The organism is Undibacterium umbellatum, from assembly GCF_014284125.1.
Taxonomy (GTDB): domain Bacteria; phylum Pseudomonadota; class Gammaproteobacteria; order Burkholderiales; family Burkholderiaceae_D; genus Undibacterium; species Undibacterium umbellatum.
This window is the reverse complement of the sequence record NZ_JACOFX010000011.1, coordinates 1-17,125: the sequence shown is the minus strand read 5'-3', so window position 1 is coordinate 17,125 and position 17,125 is coordinate 1. Positions and strand designations below refer to the sequence as shown.

16 protein-coding genes and 1 pseudogene are annotated in these 17,125 nt (G+C 50.4%); 9 read left to right on the top strand and 8 right to left on the bottom strand.

All coding sequences use genetic code 11. The annotated features are described in order from the left end of the window. Positions 1–2: 2 nt before the first annotated feature. Entirely contained in the window at positions 3–2,447 is a 2,445-nt protein-coding gene (locus H8L47_RS18625) for an ATP-binding protein (RefSeq protein WP_186955109.1), read from the top strand. On the opposite strand, the gene H8L47_RS18620 is transcribed toward H8L47_RS18625, so the two are convergent. The 3 genes from H8L47_RS18620 to H8L47_RS18610 all read right to left on the bottom strand — a co-directional run bounded on the left by H8L47_RS18620 (position 2,377) and on the right by H8L47_RS18610 (position 4,184). Next, entirely contained in the window at positions 2,377–2,847 is a 471-nt protein-coding gene (locus H8L47_RS18620) for a hypothetical protein (RefSeq protein ID WP_186955108.1), read from the bottom strand. The genes H8L47_RS18625 and H8L47_RS18620 overlap by 71 nt on opposite strands. A gap of 12 nt (positions 2,848–2,859) precedes the next feature. After that, entirely contained in the window at positions 2,860–3,243 is a 384-nt protein-coding gene (locus H8L47_RS18615) for a lysozyme inhibitor LprI family protein (RefSeq protein WP_186955107.1), read from the bottom strand. 425 nt (positions 3,244–3,668) lie between these two features. After that, positions 3,669–4,184 carry an O-acetyl-ADP-ribose deacetylase gene (locus tag H8L47_RS18610; protein ID WP_186955106.1) on the bottom strand — a complete coding sequence of 172 codons (516 nt, stop codon included), beginning with the start codon at positions 4,182–4,184 and terminating at the stop codon, positions 3,669–3,671. A gap of 297 nt (positions 4,185–4,481) precedes the next feature. Between H8L47_RS18610 and H8L47_RS18605 the strand changes: the two genes are divergently transcribed. Continuing rightward, positions 4,482–6,104 carry a methyl-accepting chemotaxis protein gene (locus H8L47_RS18605; RefSeq protein ID WP_186955105.1) on the top strand — a complete coding sequence of 541 codons (1,623 nt, stop codon included), beginning with the start codon at positions 4,482–4,484 and terminating at the stop codon, positions 6,102–6,104. A gap of 8 nt (positions 6,105–6,112) precedes the next feature. Then, positions 6,113–6,901, top strand: coding sequence for a substrate-binding periplasmic protein (locus H8L47_RS18600; protein WP_186955104.1), 789 nt, complete (start codon positions 6,113–6,115; stop codon positions 6,899–6,901). Positions 6,902–6,949: 48 nt separating this feature from the next. On the opposite strand, the gene H8L47_RS18595 is transcribed toward H8L47_RS18600, so the two are convergent. Continuing rightward, positions 6,950–7,456 (bottom strand): HAD family hydrolase, encoded by a 507-nt coding sequence (locus H8L47_RS18595; RefSeq protein WP_186955103.1) that lies wholly within the window; start codon positions 7,454–7,456, stop codon positions 6,950–6,952. A gap of 97 nt (positions 7,457–7,553) precedes the next feature. After that, positions 7,554–7,862, bottom strand: coding sequence for a hypothetical protein (locus H8L47_RS18590; protein ID WP_186955102.1), 309 nt, complete (start codon positions 7,860–7,862; stop codon positions 7,554–7,556). A 335-nt stretch (positions 7,863–8,197) separates the two neighbouring features. On the opposite strand from H8L47_RS18590, the gene H8L47_RS18585 reads away from it, so the two are divergent. Further along, positions 8,198–9,697: a DUF4214 domain-containing protein gene (locus H8L47_RS18585; RefSeq protein ID WP_186955101.1), complete on the top strand. Its 1,500-nt coding sequence runs from the start codon at positions 8,198–8,200 to the stop codon at positions 9,695–9,697. A gap of 117 nt (positions 9,698–9,814) precedes the next feature. Here H8L47_RS18585 and H8L47_RS18580 read toward each other — a convergent pair whose 3' ends face one another. The 3 genes from H8L47_RS18580 to H8L47_RS18570 all read right to left on the bottom strand — a co-directional run bounded on the left by H8L47_RS18580 (position 9,815) and on the right by H8L47_RS18570 (position 11,834). After that, positions 9,815–10,087, bottom strand: coding sequence for a hypothetical protein (locus tag H8L47_RS18580; RefSeq protein WP_186955100.1), 273 nt, complete (start codon positions 10,085–10,087; stop codon positions 9,815–9,817). 31 nt (positions 10,088–10,118) lie between these two features. After that, entirely contained in the window at positions 10,119–10,898 is a 780-nt protein-coding gene (locus H8L47_RS18575) for a metallophosphoesterase (protein ID WP_186955099.1), read from the bottom strand. A gap of 72 nt (positions 10,899–10,970) precedes the next feature. Continuing rightward, positions 10,971–11,834, bottom strand: coding sequence for an arginase family protein (locus H8L47_RS18570; protein WP_186955098.1), 864 nt, complete (start codon positions 11,832–11,834; stop codon positions 10,971–10,973). 127 nt (positions 11,835–11,961) lie between these two features. Between H8L47_RS18570 and H8L47_RS18565 the strand changes: the two genes are divergently transcribed. From H8L47_RS18565 to H8L47_RS18545, 5 genes and pseudogenes are all read left to right on the top strand, one after another. Further along, positions 11,962–12,903 carry a glycosyltransferase gene (locus H8L47_RS18565; protein ID WP_186955097.1) on the top strand — a complete coding sequence of 314 codons (942 nt, stop codon included), beginning with the start codon at positions 11,962–11,964 and terminating at the stop codon, positions 12,901–12,903. Then, positions 12,896–13,744: a hypothetical protein gene (locus H8L47_RS18560; RefSeq protein WP_186955096.1), complete on the top strand. Its 849-nt coding sequence runs from the start codon at positions 12,896–12,898 to the stop codon at positions 13,742–13,744. Before H8L47_RS18565 ends, H8L47_RS18560 begins: the two co-directional genes overlap by 8 nt. Before the next feature lie 141 nt (positions 13,745–13,885). Continuing rightward, positions 13,886–16,618 carry a sensor domain-containing diguanylate cyclase gene (locus H8L47_RS18555; RefSeq protein ID WP_186955095.1) on the top strand — a complete coding sequence of 911 codons (2,733 nt, stop codon included), beginning with the start codon at positions 13,886–13,888 and terminating at the stop codon, positions 16,616–16,618. A gap of 3 nt (positions 16,619–16,621) precedes the next feature. After that, positions 16,622–16,759, top strand: coding sequence for a hypothetical protein (locus tag H8L47_RS18550; protein ID WP_186955094.1), 138 nt, complete (start codon positions 16,622–16,624; stop codon positions 16,757–16,759). Positions 16,760–16,806: 47 nt separating this feature from the next. Beyond that, a pseudogene (locus tag H8L47_RS18545) lies at positions 16,807–17,125 on the top strand (transposase); the annotation flags it as partial.

Genomic DNA, 17,125 nt, shown 5'->3' with positions numbered 1-17,125 from the left:
CCTTGAACTTCAAGACGAATATCACAATCAGGCTGATCGCTTATCTGCTTGTCGTCAGCGTGTTGCCCTTGCTGGCTTATGCCATCGTTTCGTTTGACATGGTCAAACGCACCGTGATTGATCTGGCTGACAGTTACAGCGCACAATTGATCAGTAACCAGCGTGATTACCTCCTCTTGCAAACTGCTCAGATAGAAAGTCTGGCCGCGCGTATTGCCAGCATAGAAGAGATAGGCCTGGCAATTGCCAATACCGATGCCTCCAGCAGCAAGGAGCGCAATTCTTTTGATGAGTTGTCCACCCAGGTCGGCATACGGCAAAGCCTTAATGCTTATAGCAATCTGAAAGGACTGGTGTCCATAGACTTGTTCACTGCGAAAGGCAATCGCTTCTATGTGGGGGATACATTGGCCGTGCCCGCCGTCAACGATGCTCAGCGTCAGCGAATTTATGAGGCCGCCGTCAAGTCATCACAATCTCTGATCTGGTTAGGGGTGGAAGACAATTTGAACACCGCGTCACCAGCCCGGAAGGTCTTGACCGCCGTCAAAGTGATACGCCGCTACTCGGAAGAAAAGCGCGACTCAGAGGCGGTGGGCATGTTGCTCATCAATTATTCCACGGAGTATCTGGCCGAGAATTTTTCCCGGCTGGACCTGGGCCGGGAAGCCTATCTGTTGGTCACAGATGCTCAGGGACGATTGGTGTATGCACCAGAGCCCGGCAATATCGGCCAGGCTGCACCTGGCGAGATTGAAGCATTGCGGAGGAGTGTCCCTGTTGGACAAGCTAGTAGCACCGAGCGCCAGCTCGGCCCGCATAAGGCGCTGGTGAATTATTCCTGCACGGCAGATGGTTTATGGTGCGTGTTTGGTGTCATCCCGAAACAGACCCTGCTTGCACCAATGAACCGCATCGCCTTGCTGGCGACGATTGTCATGCTCATGTGTTTCGGCGTCATTGCCCTGGCCGGACGTCATTTCAAACGCAAGATGGTGGAACCCGTGAAGGCGATTTCTGATGGCTTTCGACTACTGCAAGAGAATAAATTCGATATCAGCAGACCCTTGCCGCTCCCCACAGGTCAGGATGAAATTACCGAGCTGGTGGCCTGGTTCAATGCCTTTCTCGAAACCTTGCAAATGCGCCAGCGTCATGAGCAGGAACTGACACAGAGTGAATATAAATTTTCTGCTATCTTCCAGCTATCGCCCATGGCGCTAGCACTGATACGCATAGAAAATGGCGAGTTTGTCGACGTGAATAATTTCTGGTTGATGCAATTTGGTTTCCAGCGTGAAGATGTGGTTGGCAAACGCTCGCGTGACTTTGGGCTCTGGGTTGATTTGAAGCAGCGCGAAAACATGGTGACTACCTTGCAAACAGCGAATAACCTGGATCGCTTTGAAGTGCAACAAAGGCGTAAGGATGGGCGTATCCTGATTTGCGAATTATTTGGTCGCCCGATAGAATTTCAGCATGAAAAGCTGTACATTTTTTGCTGTGTCGACATTACCCGCCAGCGCGAAGCGGAGCAGCAAATACTGGAAATCAACCAGCAGCTTGAATCCAGAGTTCATTCGCGCACCATGGTACTGGAACAAACCAACCGGGAACTTGCCGCAGCGATGAACACCCTGAATCGTACCAAGGATGAACTTGTGCGCTCAGAAAAGCTGGCCGCACTGGGTTCTCTGGTGGCTGGCATCGCCCACGAACTCAATACCCCGATAGGCAATAGCGTGACCGTCGCCAGTACCTTGCAGGACGAGTCTGCCATACTCAGGGCCACTCTCGAATCCGGCAAGCTGCGCCGAAGCTCCATCGACAATTATTTGGCCACCATCACCACAGGGGCAGAGTTGTTGATGCGCAATCTTGGCAATGCACATGAACTGATCAGCAGCTTCAAGCAAGTGACCGTAGATCAGTCCAGTAACCAGCGCCGTCCCTTCATGCTCAAGGAAACACTGGAAGAAATCGTTGCCACCCTTGTACCTATGTACAAAAAATCCGGACACAACATGCATTGTGAACTGGTCAGTGGTGTCATGATGGACAGTTATCCCGGCCCCTTGGGGCAGGTCATCACCAATTTTGTCACCAACGCCTTGTCACATGCGTTTGAAGGCCGCAGCAATGGCATGATGACACTGAAAGCGAGAATGCTTAATCCAGAACAGGTGGAAATTATTTTCAGCGACAATGGCACAGGCATATCCGATGAACATCATTCCCGTGTGTTTGATCCCTTCTTTACCACCAAGCTTGGCAAGGGTGGCTCTGGTCTGGGGATGAGCATTGCCTACAATATCGTCACCAGCATACTGGGTGGGGCCATCAGTTTGCAGTCCAGGGTGGGCGAGGGCAGCAGTTTTATCCTGATCCTGCCTTTGTGTGCGCCGGTGTTGCAGGGGGAGGGGGCCCAAGAATCTCATGACGTATGAGCAAGGCCAATGCACCTTTGCCCATACCTGTTCCTCGATTATGGGCATTCAGGTTTTGTTCAGCAGTACAGTCCGACCATTCATAAACAGTCAGTATGGTTTCATGTTTTTCATCTGCATCAATGTCAAAGCGGATGAATCTCTCATCTTGAGATAGCAGCATGCCATACAAATTTGACACACCTGGATAATCAATATGGAGATCGACGATGATACTGCGATCCCAATCTATCCCGCGAGCTAGTCCCACATTGCGCAAAGCACTGGGGATGGCATGGACGCGCCAGTAGTAGGTTTCACTTCTTTGCGCGTGTTCAGTTAAGGCATTTTGCTCCTGGACATTCAGCTGGCTTTTCTTTTTCAGGCGCGCTATGTCATTAACTGTATAGACGTTCTTCATTGCTGAAGCAGTTTAATTTTTCTCAAATTCTTCCAGCTCTGCGATACGTTGTTTTGCTCGCACCTGCATGCAACTGATGTACATGACATTGCGTGTGGTGCCGCCTATATTGTTGTGATAGACGGCATCGCATTCTGCTTTACGAAACTTGATCCAGGCAAGCTGGGCATCGACGAAAGCCTTTTTCATTTCAGCGAATTTTCGGTCAGAGGCATGGTCTTTTTCCAAGCCTTTCAGCACGCGCTGATACACCTGGTTCAGTTTGGCTTCGACCTTTTGTTGTTCGATGGAAGCGCATTCATTGATTTCCATAGTGTTGGAGGCTTTATTGCAGTCGATGGCATGTGCGAAGCTGGTGGTGCAGGCGAGAGTGAAAAGGAGAATGAGATGGCGCATGATGGGCTCGTCAAGTTTGAAGTTAGGTGCTTCAATGTCTGGATTATAGTCTGAAAATATATATCACCAGGCTAAGTAATGTCTAATCACCGAAACTCTCTTAAGTGTCATTCCTGCGTGGGCTTAGCTGGAATCTAGAGGCCTTAGTGGTAAGCTATTTGGTGAATTTATGTCAGATTCGTCATGTTTTCGATGCTGCGAAATTAGATGGGGCCATGCGTCATTTGTGAGCGCAGGCAGGTGGTAGACCGGCAGCTACGCCCTTTTCTTGTCTCGCCAAGAAAAGGAAGCAAAAGAAGCCTACACATGGGAACTGCCAACCTCAAAAACAACTGCAACCCCAACGTCAAACCCAACAGTAACCCCAAATTCAAAACCGCAGTAAAGCGCAAGCTACACACCTTGCGTGATCCAGAATCAATTCTTCACGGGTGGAGTTCTCGTATCACCGTCTCATAGACCGCAAGATCAGCATTTGAAAAGCAGCAAAAGATGACTTCTTCTACGACGGGATGTTCTGCCGCTACAGCCCTGACGGTATTGACCGCAACACGCGCTGCCAGTTCTACCGGATAGCCATAAATACCCGTGCTGATGCTGGGGAAGGCGAGGCTGTGCAATTGTTTTGAGGCCGCCAGTTCCAGGCTGTTGCGATAGCAAGAAGCCAGCAAGTCAGGTTCGCCTTGCAAGCCACCACGCCAGACCGGGCCTACGGTATGGATTATGCAAGAAGCGGGCAAGCGATAGCCCTTGGTGATTTTGGCTTGTCCTGTCTTGCAACCACCAAGCAGACGGCATTCGTGGACCAGGTCTGGCCCGGCTGCGCGGTGGATGGCGCCATCAACGCCGCCACCGCCCAGGAGGGAAGAGTTGGCAGCATTGACGATGGCATCGACCTGGAGTTTGGTGATGTCGGCGCGGATAGCATGGAGTTGTGGCATGGTTGAGACAGAAGAAATAAATAAGCTTCAAGAAAGCATGGAAAAATTTCGCTAGTCTCAACTGTTTTCCCTTAAGTGAGAGGCTTGTATTATATTGTTTTAACGGCATTTTGCAATCGTTGACTTGCAGATTAGCAATAGCCCGATATGCTTGAAAGAAATAAAACAATGAACTCTTGCCTCGCCAGAGCTAGTAAAGAAAGGTGAAAGGCAAGATCGGGTTTGGCCCATGAGGATATCCCGGGGGCAACTCCAGCTCTGCAGTGCCTTGCTACAAAAATGTCCAGGAGACAGGCAATGAAAATTCAAAATCTGAACATAGGGATACGTCTCGCCCTGGGCTTTGGCCTCGTCATGTTGTTGGCGACGATTTCTTCCGGGATAGGTTTGTGGCGCTTGAATGAGGTTGCTGACAGTACTCGTTCCATGATGCAGGAACCGCTCAAAAAAGAGCGCATGACCGAGGAATGGTACCGGATTACTGTAGCCGGGCTCAAACGTACTTTGGCGATAGTGAAGAGTAGTGATGAGTCGCTGGCAGAATATTTTGCCAGTGATGCCAAGGCATCTACTGCACGGAATAATGAAATACAAAAATACATGGAAGAGCATATCAGCTCTCCAGAAGAGAAAAAACTGCTCGACAACATCATTGCTGTGCGCAAGCAATACATTGCAATGCGTGACCAGCTTAGTAAGTTAAAAAAAGACGGTCAGGCGGAAGCCGCCGCAAAGTTGTTTGATCAATTTATGCCGGTGTCGGATGCATACCAAAAGAGCGAACTTGATTTCCTTGAGTTTCAAAAAAAAGATGTGGATGATCTTAGCAAGGAAGTCGATGCCATCGCCAAAAACAGCTTCATGCTGATCAGCGCAATGATCATCGTTTTTATTATTTTTGGTAGTGCCTGCGCCTGGTTTTTGACCGTAGGCATTACCAGGCCCATGCATCATGCATTGAAAATGGCTCGCAGTGTGGCAGACGGTGACCTGACGACAAATATCGAAGTGAAATCCAGCGATGAAACCGGCCAGCTCATGCAGGCCTTGAAGGACATGAATAATGGATTGGTGAATATTGTCAGTGAGGTGCGCACCAGTACCGATACCATCGTTGGCGCATCGACCGATATTGCCAATGGCAATATGGATCTCTCAGCCCGCACCGAGAGCCAGGCTGGTTCGCTGGAAGAAACGGCTTCGTCTATGGAGGAGTTGACCAGCACCATGAAGCAGAACTCACAAAATGCACGCGATGCCAATCAACTGGCGCATGCGGCGTCTGACGCTGCTGTCAAGGGAGGCACCGTGGTATCGCAAGTCGTTGCGACCATGGGTGCGATCAGTGATTCATCGAAAAAAATCGTCGATATTATTGCTGTTATTGATGGCATTGCATTTCAAACCAATATCCTGGCGCTGAATGCCGCAGTTGAGGCCGCCCGTGCCGGTGAGCAGGGCAGGGGCTTTGCCGTAGTGGCTTCTGAAGTACGCAATCTGGCGCAAAGATCAGCCAGCGCTGCGAAAGAAATCAAGTCTCTTATTTCTGATTCGGTCGATAAAGTGGGTGAGGGGTCTCGCCTGGTCGATCAGGCCGGGGCGACCATGTCCGAGATCGTCGATAGTGTGGCAAAAGTAACGAGTATCATGAATGAGATCAATGATGCCAGCAAAGAACAGTCTGCCGGCATAGACCAGATCAACACTGCCATCATCCAAATGGATGGCGTGACCCAGCAAAACGCCGCCCTGGTTGAAGAAGCTGCTGCGGCGGCCAAGAGCTTGCAGGATCAGGCGGGCAATTTGTCGAATGTGGTCAGTATTTTCAAGTTGCAGCAGTTCACGCATGCAAGTTCTGGCAGTTATGCGCCTACATCAGGTCAGGCTGTGAAATCAGACAAGTGGCTGGCATATAGGTAATGAGGTTCATGCAATTTCGTCCTTTATGGGCATTGCAAGGCCTATTGAAATTGTTGCTCCTGACGCTCATGCTGCCCGCTTGTGCTGTTGCTGAAATACGCACTGCCGCTCAGGAAGCATCCGAACCAAAGTATATTGCGATCCTTAATCCGCAAGGCAAGCTTGCCGTAGGCGGCATGTGTGTGGATATCATGCGTGCGATGGAAAGAGCTGATTCTGAGCTGCGATTTGTTGGTGATCAGATCTGGCAACCGCGCGCCCGTATCGATGCTGCACTCAATGCTGGAAATATTGATGTCATCTGCGGCGTGCAACGCATAGCCCGCAATACCTCACAATACCAGTTCGCGCCAACGCCACTGTTTACTGTCAATTACCTGCTGGCCGTGCGGGCAGATGATACTGTCTCAGTCGGAGATTGGGATGACATACGCAAGCTCGGTAATGAAGGCATCATCCTGGCCCTGCGCGGCTTTGGTATTGTTGATATTCTTACGCAGATGGGTGGCCTGAAGATAGATGACACGGCAACCTCCTCCATCTCTAACTTGAAAAAGTTGCTGGCAGGACGCGGCCGTTTCTATTGCCACCGCAAGCCCGGCATAGGCCTGGCAATCAGGCAGGCCGGCCTGGAAGACAAGATACGCTTATTGAGCAAGCCACAACTGACAGAAAAATTCTACTTGGGCATGGCAAAGACCATGTCTCCTGAACTGGTCAGGAAGATAGCTGCCGTTTTGGTTTTGCTTGAGGAAAATGGGGAATTGAGGCGCATATTTGAACGCTATCAGGAGTGAGCCCGGCCCGAAGAGCCATCATAGGGTCACACGCTCCATGGCTGGGATTTACGCTGCCGCTGTATTTTTGGATTTCAAGCGTTGCAGCAAATCCAGTAATGCCCGATCATCCTGATGGCCTGTGTAGGCTGCAATTGCCACATGGTTTTTGGGCTGCCTGGCAATTTTCTCAGGTGAATCATCCACCATCATTATCTGTTCAAGCTTATAGCCTTGTCCCTGGATTTTTCTGAGGTCCTTGATGTATACGTAGCCGTTACTCCTGACATCCACTTTCTGTACACAGCGCTCTACCGACCAGGCAAACTGCAGCGGGTAACGCGCGCCAAAGACGTGCGTAACTACCGCATCTACATATTCCCTTGATGAAGATGACCACACTGCCAAATCATATTCTGCTGCGATTGTTGTCAGCATTTCTGCCAGAAAGGGACGCTGATAGACAAAGTAGGGTGGAAATGCAAAAGCGGCGGGATGGCCCAACTCTGTCTTGCTTGCATGAACCAACGTTTCATCAAGATCGAAAACGATTAATTTTCTTTTCTTTACTGCCATCATATATCCGTGACTCAATCGACCAGCACTGCATGTGGCTGGTTTGAACTGCCAAGCAGGCAGTTCATATCCGCTTGAGATTGTAAGTTGTATCGGATCACTTCACCTGGCTAGACGCCGGGCTCTTTTCAAACTGGGCATTACCTACATACTTGAGATACTTGACATTGCCTGAGGCATCGGCCATCTGATAATACTCACCTATGTGCAAGGTGGGCAGTTCATCATTCAGCGCCAGCATTTTTTCTGGGGTGACATAATGCACGGTGCCGCTCTGTGAATCCAGTCTGTAGACCTTGCCATCGGATGAAGTCACAAGCTGGTAACGAGAGCCTGACCAACCGCCGTCGCAAGCTGACAAGGCAAAAAATAGCGTACTGGCAATCAAGAGGCGAATGTGCTTCATGCGTACTCCCTGGGTCATGATGTCTTGGGTGATAGTGATCTATGCCTGCTGACAAGTGAATGAATTTATAATTATGAAAATATAAACCAATATTATTCAATTGGCAATTAGATTTGTTAAATAATTTAACCTTTGATGAGCATCAAGAATGTCTTTGGGAAATTAAAACCTGCTTTTCATATTAATAATTTTTCAATAAAAAATGCCATTTTCATTGCGGCGTGAAAAATAATTCTGTAGCATTCGCCGGGCTTAATGCTCGTTTAAAACGCTATTCGAGCAAGTTTGGCGGAATTATCCGCTTCCTCATTTTTTAAGATTCTTAATAGCTATTCATGGCAAATATCAACATCAAACTGTCACAAACAGTCGTTACCGCAAATTATCAGCAACTCATCAAAGCTCCACCAACCAACGGTAGTCTTGGAACTTTGTTTGATATTTTTCCCAAATTGGGCGCGCTCTGGGCCAGGGATCATGCTTATTATTCCTCATTCGATTTCAGTGGCAGCCAGGTACGCATAGGTTTTCCTGACGGCGCTAGTACTACCTATACAGGAGTGGTGCTGGAAGACCCTTATGCCTTGCAGGGCAAGGCTTCGGCTACCAAGTTGAGCTTGTATAGCAGTGGCCTGATGTCGATTGTTCAAAACGGCAAGTTTAATTTCGACTACGCCAATACCACGGTCAATGGTGCGAATTCTGTATCCATTACGCCGACCAGCGTAGTGCTGACAGATCTGACATTTGCCACGTTACTTCCCAGCTATAGTCCGAACTATGATGCGGTAACAGGCAATGTCAGCATCACGGTCAAGGGTTCGATCAAGGGTGATATGAGCGGCAATAACGTTGGTACCATCAGCCGGGTGACAGCAACTGCCGACAAATTCATTGTGTCGGCCAATATAGATGGCAATTTTAATCTGTCATCCAATTCCATCAGCGTGGCACAGGGCTTGAGCAAGTCCAGCGTGAGTGGAGTGATGACATCTTCCGTCACTGAGTACCGCGACGGCAGCTATAACCGCGTCACGGGTGTTGCCGTGAATGTCGCTGCCAACCAGCAAATTGATGAAAAAATGCTGGCAGATGAGTCGCTGTTCAGCGGTGCCGACACTATCAGTGTGGATTTGCCAGCAACAGTTTATTCCGACTACCTGATTGCCTCTGGCGCGGGTGGCGACCTGATCACCATCAATGGCGGTGGCGGACGCCTGCATGTGAATGCCGGTAGCGGCAATGATGCCATCAATGTTTTAACGGGTAATCACAATATCGATGGTGGCACTGGCATGGATACAGTCATCATGGCCGGATTTGCCAGCAATTATACTGTCACCACGGTGGGCGCAGGTTACCAGATGCGTGTCAAATCCAATGGTGATGTGGATAATCTGGTTAATGTCGAGCGACTGCAATTTGGCGACAAGAGTCTTGCGCTGGATATCAATGGCAATGCAGGCCAGGCTTATCGCATCTACCAGGCAGCATTTGACCGCAAACCTGACCTTGAAGGCCTGGGCTACTGGATCAAGGACATGGACAAGGGCTCCAGCCTGACAACGGTGGCTGCTGGTTTCTTCCAGTCAGCAGAATTCCAGAAGCTCTATGGTGCCAATCCATCCACGACCACCCTGATCACCAACTTCTATCAAAACGTCTTGCACCGTGCGCCAGACCAGGCGGGTTTTGATTATTGGAATAATCAACTCAGCAAAGGCCAGATCACGGCGGCGGGTGCACTCGCCAGCTTCTGCGAAAGCGCAGAAAACCAGGCGCAGGTGATAGGCAGCATCCAGAATGGTATTGAATTTAAATTGTGGCTGGGGTGAGTTTGCCAGAGTAGCCAATCATTCTCGGCCTGCTTCGCAATTCTAATGAGAGCAAGGCAGGCTGAGTTTGTCTTATGTGGGGACGCTACCAGAATTGGGAGTAACGCTTCCCCCTTCTCATTCTTCAGTTTCTCCCAGCCTGTGCGGAACGACATCCTTGTCCACGCCTGCTGCAAAGATCTTTTGTCCTGGCGCATGACGCGACCTGTCCCATAAATGAAAGAGCATGCCCATCAGGACAGAAATGAAACCACCTGCCCAGTACATTGTGATAGCGTATCCTGCGCCACCATCAAATTGCAATGAGGTGAAGATCAGGGGTAGCACGAAGCAGCATGTGGCAAGCATATAAAGCAGTAAGGCTGCAATAGGGATCTTCAGTTTTTTCATGTTCGCACTCATCCTATTTCTGAAATGAGTTCTATAGATTCACGATCAAATCCGGATCAAAATCTGCATTCTCCATCCTGCCACTGTGCAGCGGATAGCCACATGGGTTGCAGATGACACGGCATTTTCCCAACTGGTAATCAAAGCTTTCATGCATGTGGCCGTGTATCCATAAATCTGCCTTTTGGAGCAGATCATCAAGTTGCGAAGCAAAGGCGGCGGAGAGCAAATCGTCGGCATAGTGGGGTGAGACGGATTGCGATGAAGGGGCCATGTGGCTGACAACGACGGTGCGACCATCAAAAGAGGCATCGAGTCTTTTTTTGAGCCAGGATTTGTGCCTGGCGTGGATAAGCGCAGTGTCATCAGCGACGAGTTTGCGATAGCCTTGTGCAGCCAGAGTGATGCGCTGATAGTCTGGCATCAAGTCTGTCGCTTCTGTCATGGCGAAGTAACGTTGCTCTTCTCCAAACAGACAAAAATCCGTCCATAGCGTCGCACCCAAAAAGCGTATATCTCCCATCTGATATTCACTGGCATTAAGAAAATGCACGTTCTCCGTGGCTTCGCAAGCCCGGGCAATATCAACTTGCATGTCTTCCAGGTTCTTGCCGTAGGCTTCATGATTGCCGTGTACATACAAGACCGGGATGCCGGCAAAGTGCTGCGCCGCCCAGCTCACTGCCTGGTTGCCCGCATGAATATCACCGGCAAGCACCACGACATCAGGCTGGCTGATGGCAGGGTTGCCAAAGGGCGCAGTATCACCCCAGGCTTCAAGATGCAGGTCGGACAGGATTTGTATGCGCATGAGTACGGAGTCTGAAGAGGTGCTTGATTTTAGCAACAAAGCTGGCGTAAAAAAATTGCATGGCAGGGGGGCTTAAGCTGGCTGCGCATCCAGGTACACATCCATGCAGGATTCCATCGTGGAATTGTGGATATCCAGCACTTTTTGTATGCAGCGGCCTTGCTCAGTGCGTTCCTCCTGGTAGCCACCAGCCAGATTCCAGACGATGGGAATATCATGCGCTTTGGCAAAGCGAAATACTTGCAGGTCACGCTCCCGCATTTCTGAATTGTTGAGGAAGCCACCTAGCGGGTCATTCTCATGCTGGTCAGCGCCGGCCTGGTAAAACAGAATATCTACGCCCTTCAATGATTCCAGCAAGCCAGGTAGCTCTTGAAAGAAAGCCTGCTTTTTGCGGGTGTAATGAATCTTTCCCGTGCGGTGCAAAACGCGGTCGCTCAGCACCAGTTTATCGATGATATCTTGCGATCCATCACCCTGATGGTAATCAAAATCCAGGATGCCTATCAGCGTGACCGCGCCATTATTGAGCAGCTTGAGGGCGGCAATCAGCAAGCCATTAAAGGTGCAGAAGCCCCATGAAAAATCATGGCCAGCATGATGAAAACCTGACGTCGGGGATACGGCAACGCGATGGTGTAAGGCATGCTCTGCTGCCGCGTAAAAAGACGCAGTCGTCCAGTACAGAGAATCGACAACTTCCTGATGCCGGGTATCCATGCCATTGGCAATTTGCAGGCTGATGATGCCATCCACATGTTCCGCTCTATGAGCGAGGCAGAAGTCTTCCTTGCACAGAGGTGCAAAATCAATGACTTCTACCGGATAGCGTTGCTGCCATTCAGCGACGACCTCCCTTGGTTTCTTTGGTGATGGTGATTCAAGATCGATCTCCACAACCATGGCAGGATTATAAAATACAGGGATCTGCTTCATAGAGCGTGCTCATTGTTGGCACCAGGTTAGTGGTGAAATCAGTATTCGGGTCCTGGAGTGTAGCATCAGTGTACTAGAGATGAATACTTGCTATTATCCAGCATGTACAAAGAACGGCACGTCTACAATGTCTGAACTCGTCGTCCTCACCACTTATTTCAACCCCTGCCGGTATGTCTCGCGCAGGCAGAATTATGATGTGTTCATGCAGGGCATGCGCTCGGTAGGGGTGACTTGTATTACGGTGGAGTGTGCATTTGGTGATGCAGCTTTTGAATTGCCTGCGGCTGTCGATGTTTTGCAGTTGCGCTCAGCGACTTTGCTTTGGCAAAAAGAGCGCTTGCTGAACCTGGCCACCTCATGGCTGCCTGCCAGTTGTCGTTATGTGGCATGGCTGGATTGCGATATTTTGTTTGATAACAAAAACTGGGTCAGGGAACTGGTCGCTGTCTTGCAGCAATATCCTGTGGCACAGGTATGGCAGAGTTGCCTGCGCCTGCAACAAGATGGTCAAGAGGGCGCGCAACCTGACCGTGTCACTTCATTTGCCGCCATGATGCAAGAGCAGCCCGGCAGCCTGCATGCAGGGCGCTATGATACGCATGGGCATACTGGCTATGGCTGGGCCATGCGGCGCAGCCTGTTTGACAGCATTGGGCTGTATGAGGCGGCAATATCAGGTAGTGCCGATCATTTCATGGCGCACGCCATTTATGGCGACTATAATTTTTGCATACAAAATGCCCTGAAGCATGATCATGCCCAGATTGCCCATTTGCAAGCCTGGGGCCAGCGGTTTTATCAGCAGGTGCAGGGCAGGCTTGGCCTGGTGGAGGGAGAAATCCGTCATCTGTGGCATGGTGAGGCCCGGCACAGGCGTTATTTTCTACGTATGCATGAGATCACTGACTTGGGCTTCAATCCGTGGACAGATTTGAGCATACGTGCTGGCCAGGCGCTGGAGTGGCATGCTGATATGCACAAACCCGCTTTGCGGCAGTATTTTGTCGATTATTTTCTATCCCGCCGTGAAGATGGCGAAATTCAGGAAAAGGCCACTCATGCTTGACGCACATGCCAGCACTACCCCACCTGCACTGGATACAAGCTTGCCGGACATGCAATTGGCGATCCAAGGCATGCAACATGCCTTGCTCGTCATGCAGGATGAAATTGCCAGGCAGAGCAGGTTTCTGGAGCACTTGCAGCAGCAAAAGCGGCAATGGCTGGAAACCCAGGTGGCGGGCCTGCTACCTGGGTTTTCCGCATCAGTGCTGGACGCCCTGGTGCTGGCCTGCCCCGGTTTTGTGGATGATGTGGTGCGGGCGGTGTTCAGGGAGAACCGCAAGCTACTTGGCCTGTTTGCACAGCCAGGCGCAGCCGTTGCGCTGACAAGTTTGCAGGTGCGCCTGGCTTTTTTTCTGGATCAGCAAAAGGGGGCAGAGATACACAGTGCTGATGAGAAGATATCCAGCGCTACTGAAGAAAAGCAAAAGCTGGAAAAGCTGCACTATGAAACCCAGGCCGCCATACAAATGCTGGCAAGCTATCAATCTAGCGGGCACCCCATCCCAGCCGATGTGCAAGCCTATATCCGCCAAATGGCAGAGCGGGCGCGCCAGATCGCTGCACAGCAAGCTGGCGTGCCAGCAAACGACACACGCCAGGATAACATCAGCACACACCAGCAAGGCTATGATAATGCGGCATATCCCTGGCTCTACTACAGTCATGATATAGGGCTTAATTTCAGCCATGCGGCAGCCCCTACTGCTGCTGTGCCAGCATCACAGCACAAGACGGAGGAGCACGCTGCTTCAGATCTTTGCCCGCCAGAGCAGGGGCAGCACCACGATGCCAGGGACACACTGGCTTGCCATGCTGATGACAGGCTGGGTGCCTATTCATAGACTGCCGTGCAAATTTTGCAAAAGTGAGGGTGGATTTACCACGTTGCCCTGGAATTGCCAGGCATAAAATGAAATTTTGATTGTCACCATGGTCACGAATGCTAATATCGGGTTCAAGACCAATTCTCAATTCAGAATGCCATGTCGTCCAGCCGGTTTTCTCGATTTCGCGACATCAGTTTGAAAACCCGCCTGACCATGGCGGTGGCGGTGTTCTTTGTCATTTCCCTGGCCTTGCTGTCCTGGCTGGCAACCTCGGTTTCCGAGCAAGCCCTGGAAAAACTCATCGTGGCCAGGCAGAACAGCGTGATTCTGGCTATGGCCAACGAAGTTGACCAAAAGGTCGAGCTCAGGAAAAATGCCCTGATACTGCTGGCGACAGACCTGCCAACTGACGACGCTGGCAAGGAGCAATTGCAAGAATTCATGTCACACCAAAAAAGCCTTGGCGGTTTGTTTGATAATCTGGCGGTGATAGACTTGCAGGGGGAACTGGCGGCAGTATTGCATGGTGCAGATGATCGCGGCAAAATCAACCTGGCTGGCAGGGATTATTTCCAGGAAGTGCTCAAGCACAAAAAACTGTTTATCTCCCCACCACAAAAAGGCACAAGTTCCAGCCGCCCGCTGATCGTCATGTGTGTTCCTGTTTTTGATGGCAATAGCCAGTTGCGCTACGTGCTGGCGGGTATTATCGAGCTGGAGCAGGACAGTTTCCTGGCCGATCTGACGAGCACAAAAATTGGTGGTAATGGCTATTTTTATGTGACCACGCAACAGGGTATTTTTGTGGCCCATCCAGAAAGCAGCCGCATACTAGCCGATAGTCACGTGCGGCCAGATAAACATCCATTGCCAAAGGCTGCTTATGTCGCGCTGGAGGGCAGCCTGATTTCGCGCGACAGCAAAAATGATGAAGCAATTTTATCTTATCGCAGGCTCAAGTCGGTGGACTGGATAATCGCTGCTGCCTATCCTTCCAATGAAGCCTTTGTGATCATCGCCGACGTCAGGAAAAAAATCACCCTTGCCAGTTCCGGCTTGCTAATGATCTTGTTACTGCTGGGATGGTGGTTCATGTACTGGCAATTGAAACCACTGCAGCATCTGCGTAACAAGGTCAATAACGCCGTGCCTGACTGGATGGATACACTGCAGGAAAAGATCTATCCCAAAGATGAAATAGGTGACCTCGCCAAGGCATTCGATGATGCCATGGCCAAGCGCCGTGCTGCAGAGGCAGCCTTGAGCGCCAGTGAAAACAAGTTGCGCCTGATTGCCGATAATATGTCGGCCTTCATCGGCTATATCGATCATGAAGAGAAATACACCTTTGCCAATAAACGCATATCCCATTTGTCGCACATGGAACCTGCCGAAGTCATCGGCAAAAGCATGCGCGAGGTGGCGACACCCGAAATCTATGACAGGATAGTCAGGCCGCATGTTGTCAAGGTACTTAATGGCGAATGGACACGCTATGAACGCCGCATACAGCGTTATGGCCACTGGGAATGGGACAGGGTTACGTATGCGCCCGATTTCAATAAGTCTGGCCACGTCGATGGTTTCTTTGTGCTGGTGGAAGACATCACCGAATTCAAGCGGGTGCAGGATGAACTGATGCGCAGTGAAGAACGGGTGCGCACCATCACTGATAATGTACCCGCCATGATCGCCTATATTGATGCCAATGAACGCTACCAGTTCTGCAACCGTAACTACGGTCAGATACCTGGTCTGGAACCTGGCAATTTGCTAGGAAAAACAATTGCAGAAGTATTTGGCGAACAAACCTACATTGAGTTAAAAAGCAAAATACAACAAGCCCTCCACGGCGAAAAAGTGTCCTTTGAACGCTATGCACCTGAGCGCAATATCAAACGCTTCCTGCAATACGAGTATGTGCCAGATATCAATGAAAAGGGTGAAACCCTGGGTTATTACTCTATGGTCATCGACATCACCGCCCGCAAGGAAGCTGAGTTGAAGCTGGCTGCCAGCGAAGGCTTGCTGCGCACCATTGCCGACAATATCCCGGCCTTTGTCAGCCTGATCGATACAGAAAATCGCTATCAATTCATCAACCGGCCCTATGAGACCTGGTTTGATTTGCCGTTGCCACAGATACGCTGCCAGCCCGTTTCTTCATTGCTCAGTGGCACCATGCTGCAAGAGCATCAAACCCATTACAAACTGGCCATGGCAGGTGAAAAAACAGAATTTGAAACCGAGATCAGTATCGCTGGCCAGACTGGCTATTATCACGCCACCTATGTACCGCAATATGATGAAAGCGGTAAAGTGGTGGGGGTTAATACGCTGATCAACGACATCAGTGACGCCAAGGCAGTAGAAAAACAATTGCTGGCACTGGCCAGGTTCGATACGTTGACCGGCCTGCCCAACCGCAACCAGATCAATGAAAGAATGGAACAGGCCAGTGCCCGCTCACAGCGCAACGGCAGGCTGATGGCTGTCATGTTTTTGGATGTGGACAAGTTCAAGCGCATCAATGACAGCCTGGGTCATCATGCCGGTGATCTGGTTTTGCAAGAATTTGCCAATCGCCTCAGGCATTGCATACGCCAGACCGACCTGGCAGGCCGCCTGGCAGGGGATGAATTCGTCATTGTGCTGGAAGGTCTCAATATGCATAGCGAAGCCGACATGGTGGCAGGCAAAATCGTGCAGGCCATGACTACGCCTTTCAATATAGAAACAAATTCTCTCATGGTCACCGCCAGCATAGGCGTGGCAATTTCGTCAGAAAAAAACGCTGGCGCCAATGAACTGCTGAAGAAGGCAGATGAAGCCCTGTACATGGCCAAGAACGCAGGGCGCAATAATTTCAAGGTGCTGCAGCTGGACTAGATATTGCTATCAATCAATGTGCTTGCTCAAGCCAGCTTTAACCCCACCTCTTCCTTCGCAACAGCAGCCCGCACCTCTACCACAGCCCCGTCCGCCAGCGACACCACCCGCTCCGCCGCATTGATGGTTGAGGTATCCTGATTTTTTAGGACATTCCTGTTTGTTAAAATAAACGATCAGGAGAAATAATGAAACAGAAAAAGAGATATACACCGGAATTGCGGGAAGAAGCAGTGAAACTTGTGTTGGCACAAGGATTGACACTAGAGGAAGCGGCATCTCGTATCGCCATTCCGAAAGGGACTTTGGTTGGTTGGGTGAATGCGGCCAAGAGTGGACAGACACAGAAGACAGCCCCAGGAAGTCGCACGGTGCCGGAACTCGAAGCGGAAGTCGCCAAACTGCGCAAGGAGCTGGCCCAGGCAAAGATGGAGCGCGATATCGTAAAAAAGGCGGCAGCGTACTTTGCGCAGGAGTCGCTGCCAAATACGCGTTCATGAAGACCAT

Bases quoted from the DNA above. Each gene is read 5' to 3' on its own strand.
- H8L47_RS18620 (WP_186955108.1), bottom strand. From the start codon at position 2,847: ATGAAGAACGTCTATACAGTTAATGACATAGCGCGCCTGAAAAAGAAA.
- H8L47_RS18615 (WP_186955107.1), bottom strand. From the start codon at position 3,243: ATGCGCCATCTCATTCTCCTTTTCACTCTCGCCTGCACCACCAGCTTC.
- H8L47_RS18610 (WP_186955106.1), bottom strand. From the start codon at position 4,184: ATGCCACAACTCCATGCTATCCGCGCCGACATCACCAAACTCCAGGTC.
- H8L47_RS18605 (WP_186955105.1), top strand. From the start codon at position 4,482: ATGAAAATTCAAAATCTGAACATAGGGATACGTCTCGCCCTGGGCTTT.
- H8L47_RS18600 (WP_186955104.1), top strand. From the start codon at position 6,113: ATGCAATTTCGTCCTTTATGGGCATTGCAAGGCCTATTGAAATTGTTG.
- H8L47_RS18595 (WP_186955103.1), bottom strand. From the start codon at position 7,456: ATGGCAGTAAAGAAAAGAAAATTAATCGTTTTCGATCTTGATGAAACG.
- H8L47_RS18590 (WP_186955102.1), bottom strand. From the start codon at position 7,862: ATGAAGCACATTCGCCTCTTGATTGCCAGTACGCTATTTTTTGCCTTG.
- H8L47_RS18585 (WP_186955101.1), top strand. From the start codon at position 8,198: ATGGCAAATATCAACATCAAACTGTCACAAACAGTCGTTACCGCAAAT.
- H8L47_RS18580 (WP_186955100.1), bottom strand. From the start codon at position 10,087: ATGAAAAAACTGAAGATCCCTATTGCAGCCTTACTGCTTTATATGCTT.
- H8L47_RS18575 (WP_186955099.1), bottom strand. From the start codon at position 10,898: ATGCGCATACAAATCCTGTCCGACCTGCATCTTGAAGCCTGGGGTGAT.
- H8L47_RS18570 (WP_186955098.1), bottom strand. From the start codon at position 11,834: ATGAAGCAGATCCCTGTATTTTATAATCCTGCCATGGTTGTGGAGATC.
- H8L47_RS18565 (WP_186955097.1), top strand. From the start codon at position 11,962: ATGTCTGAACTCGTCGTCCTCACCACTTATTTCAACCCCTGCCGGTAT.
- H8L47_RS18560 (WP_186955096.1), top strand. From the start codon at position 12,896: ATGCTTGACGCACATGCCAGCACTACCCCACCTGCACTGGATACAAGC.
- H8L47_RS18555 (WP_186955095.1), top strand. From the start codon at position 13,886: ATGTCGTCCAGCCGGTTTTCTCGATTTCGCGACATCAGTTTGAAAACC.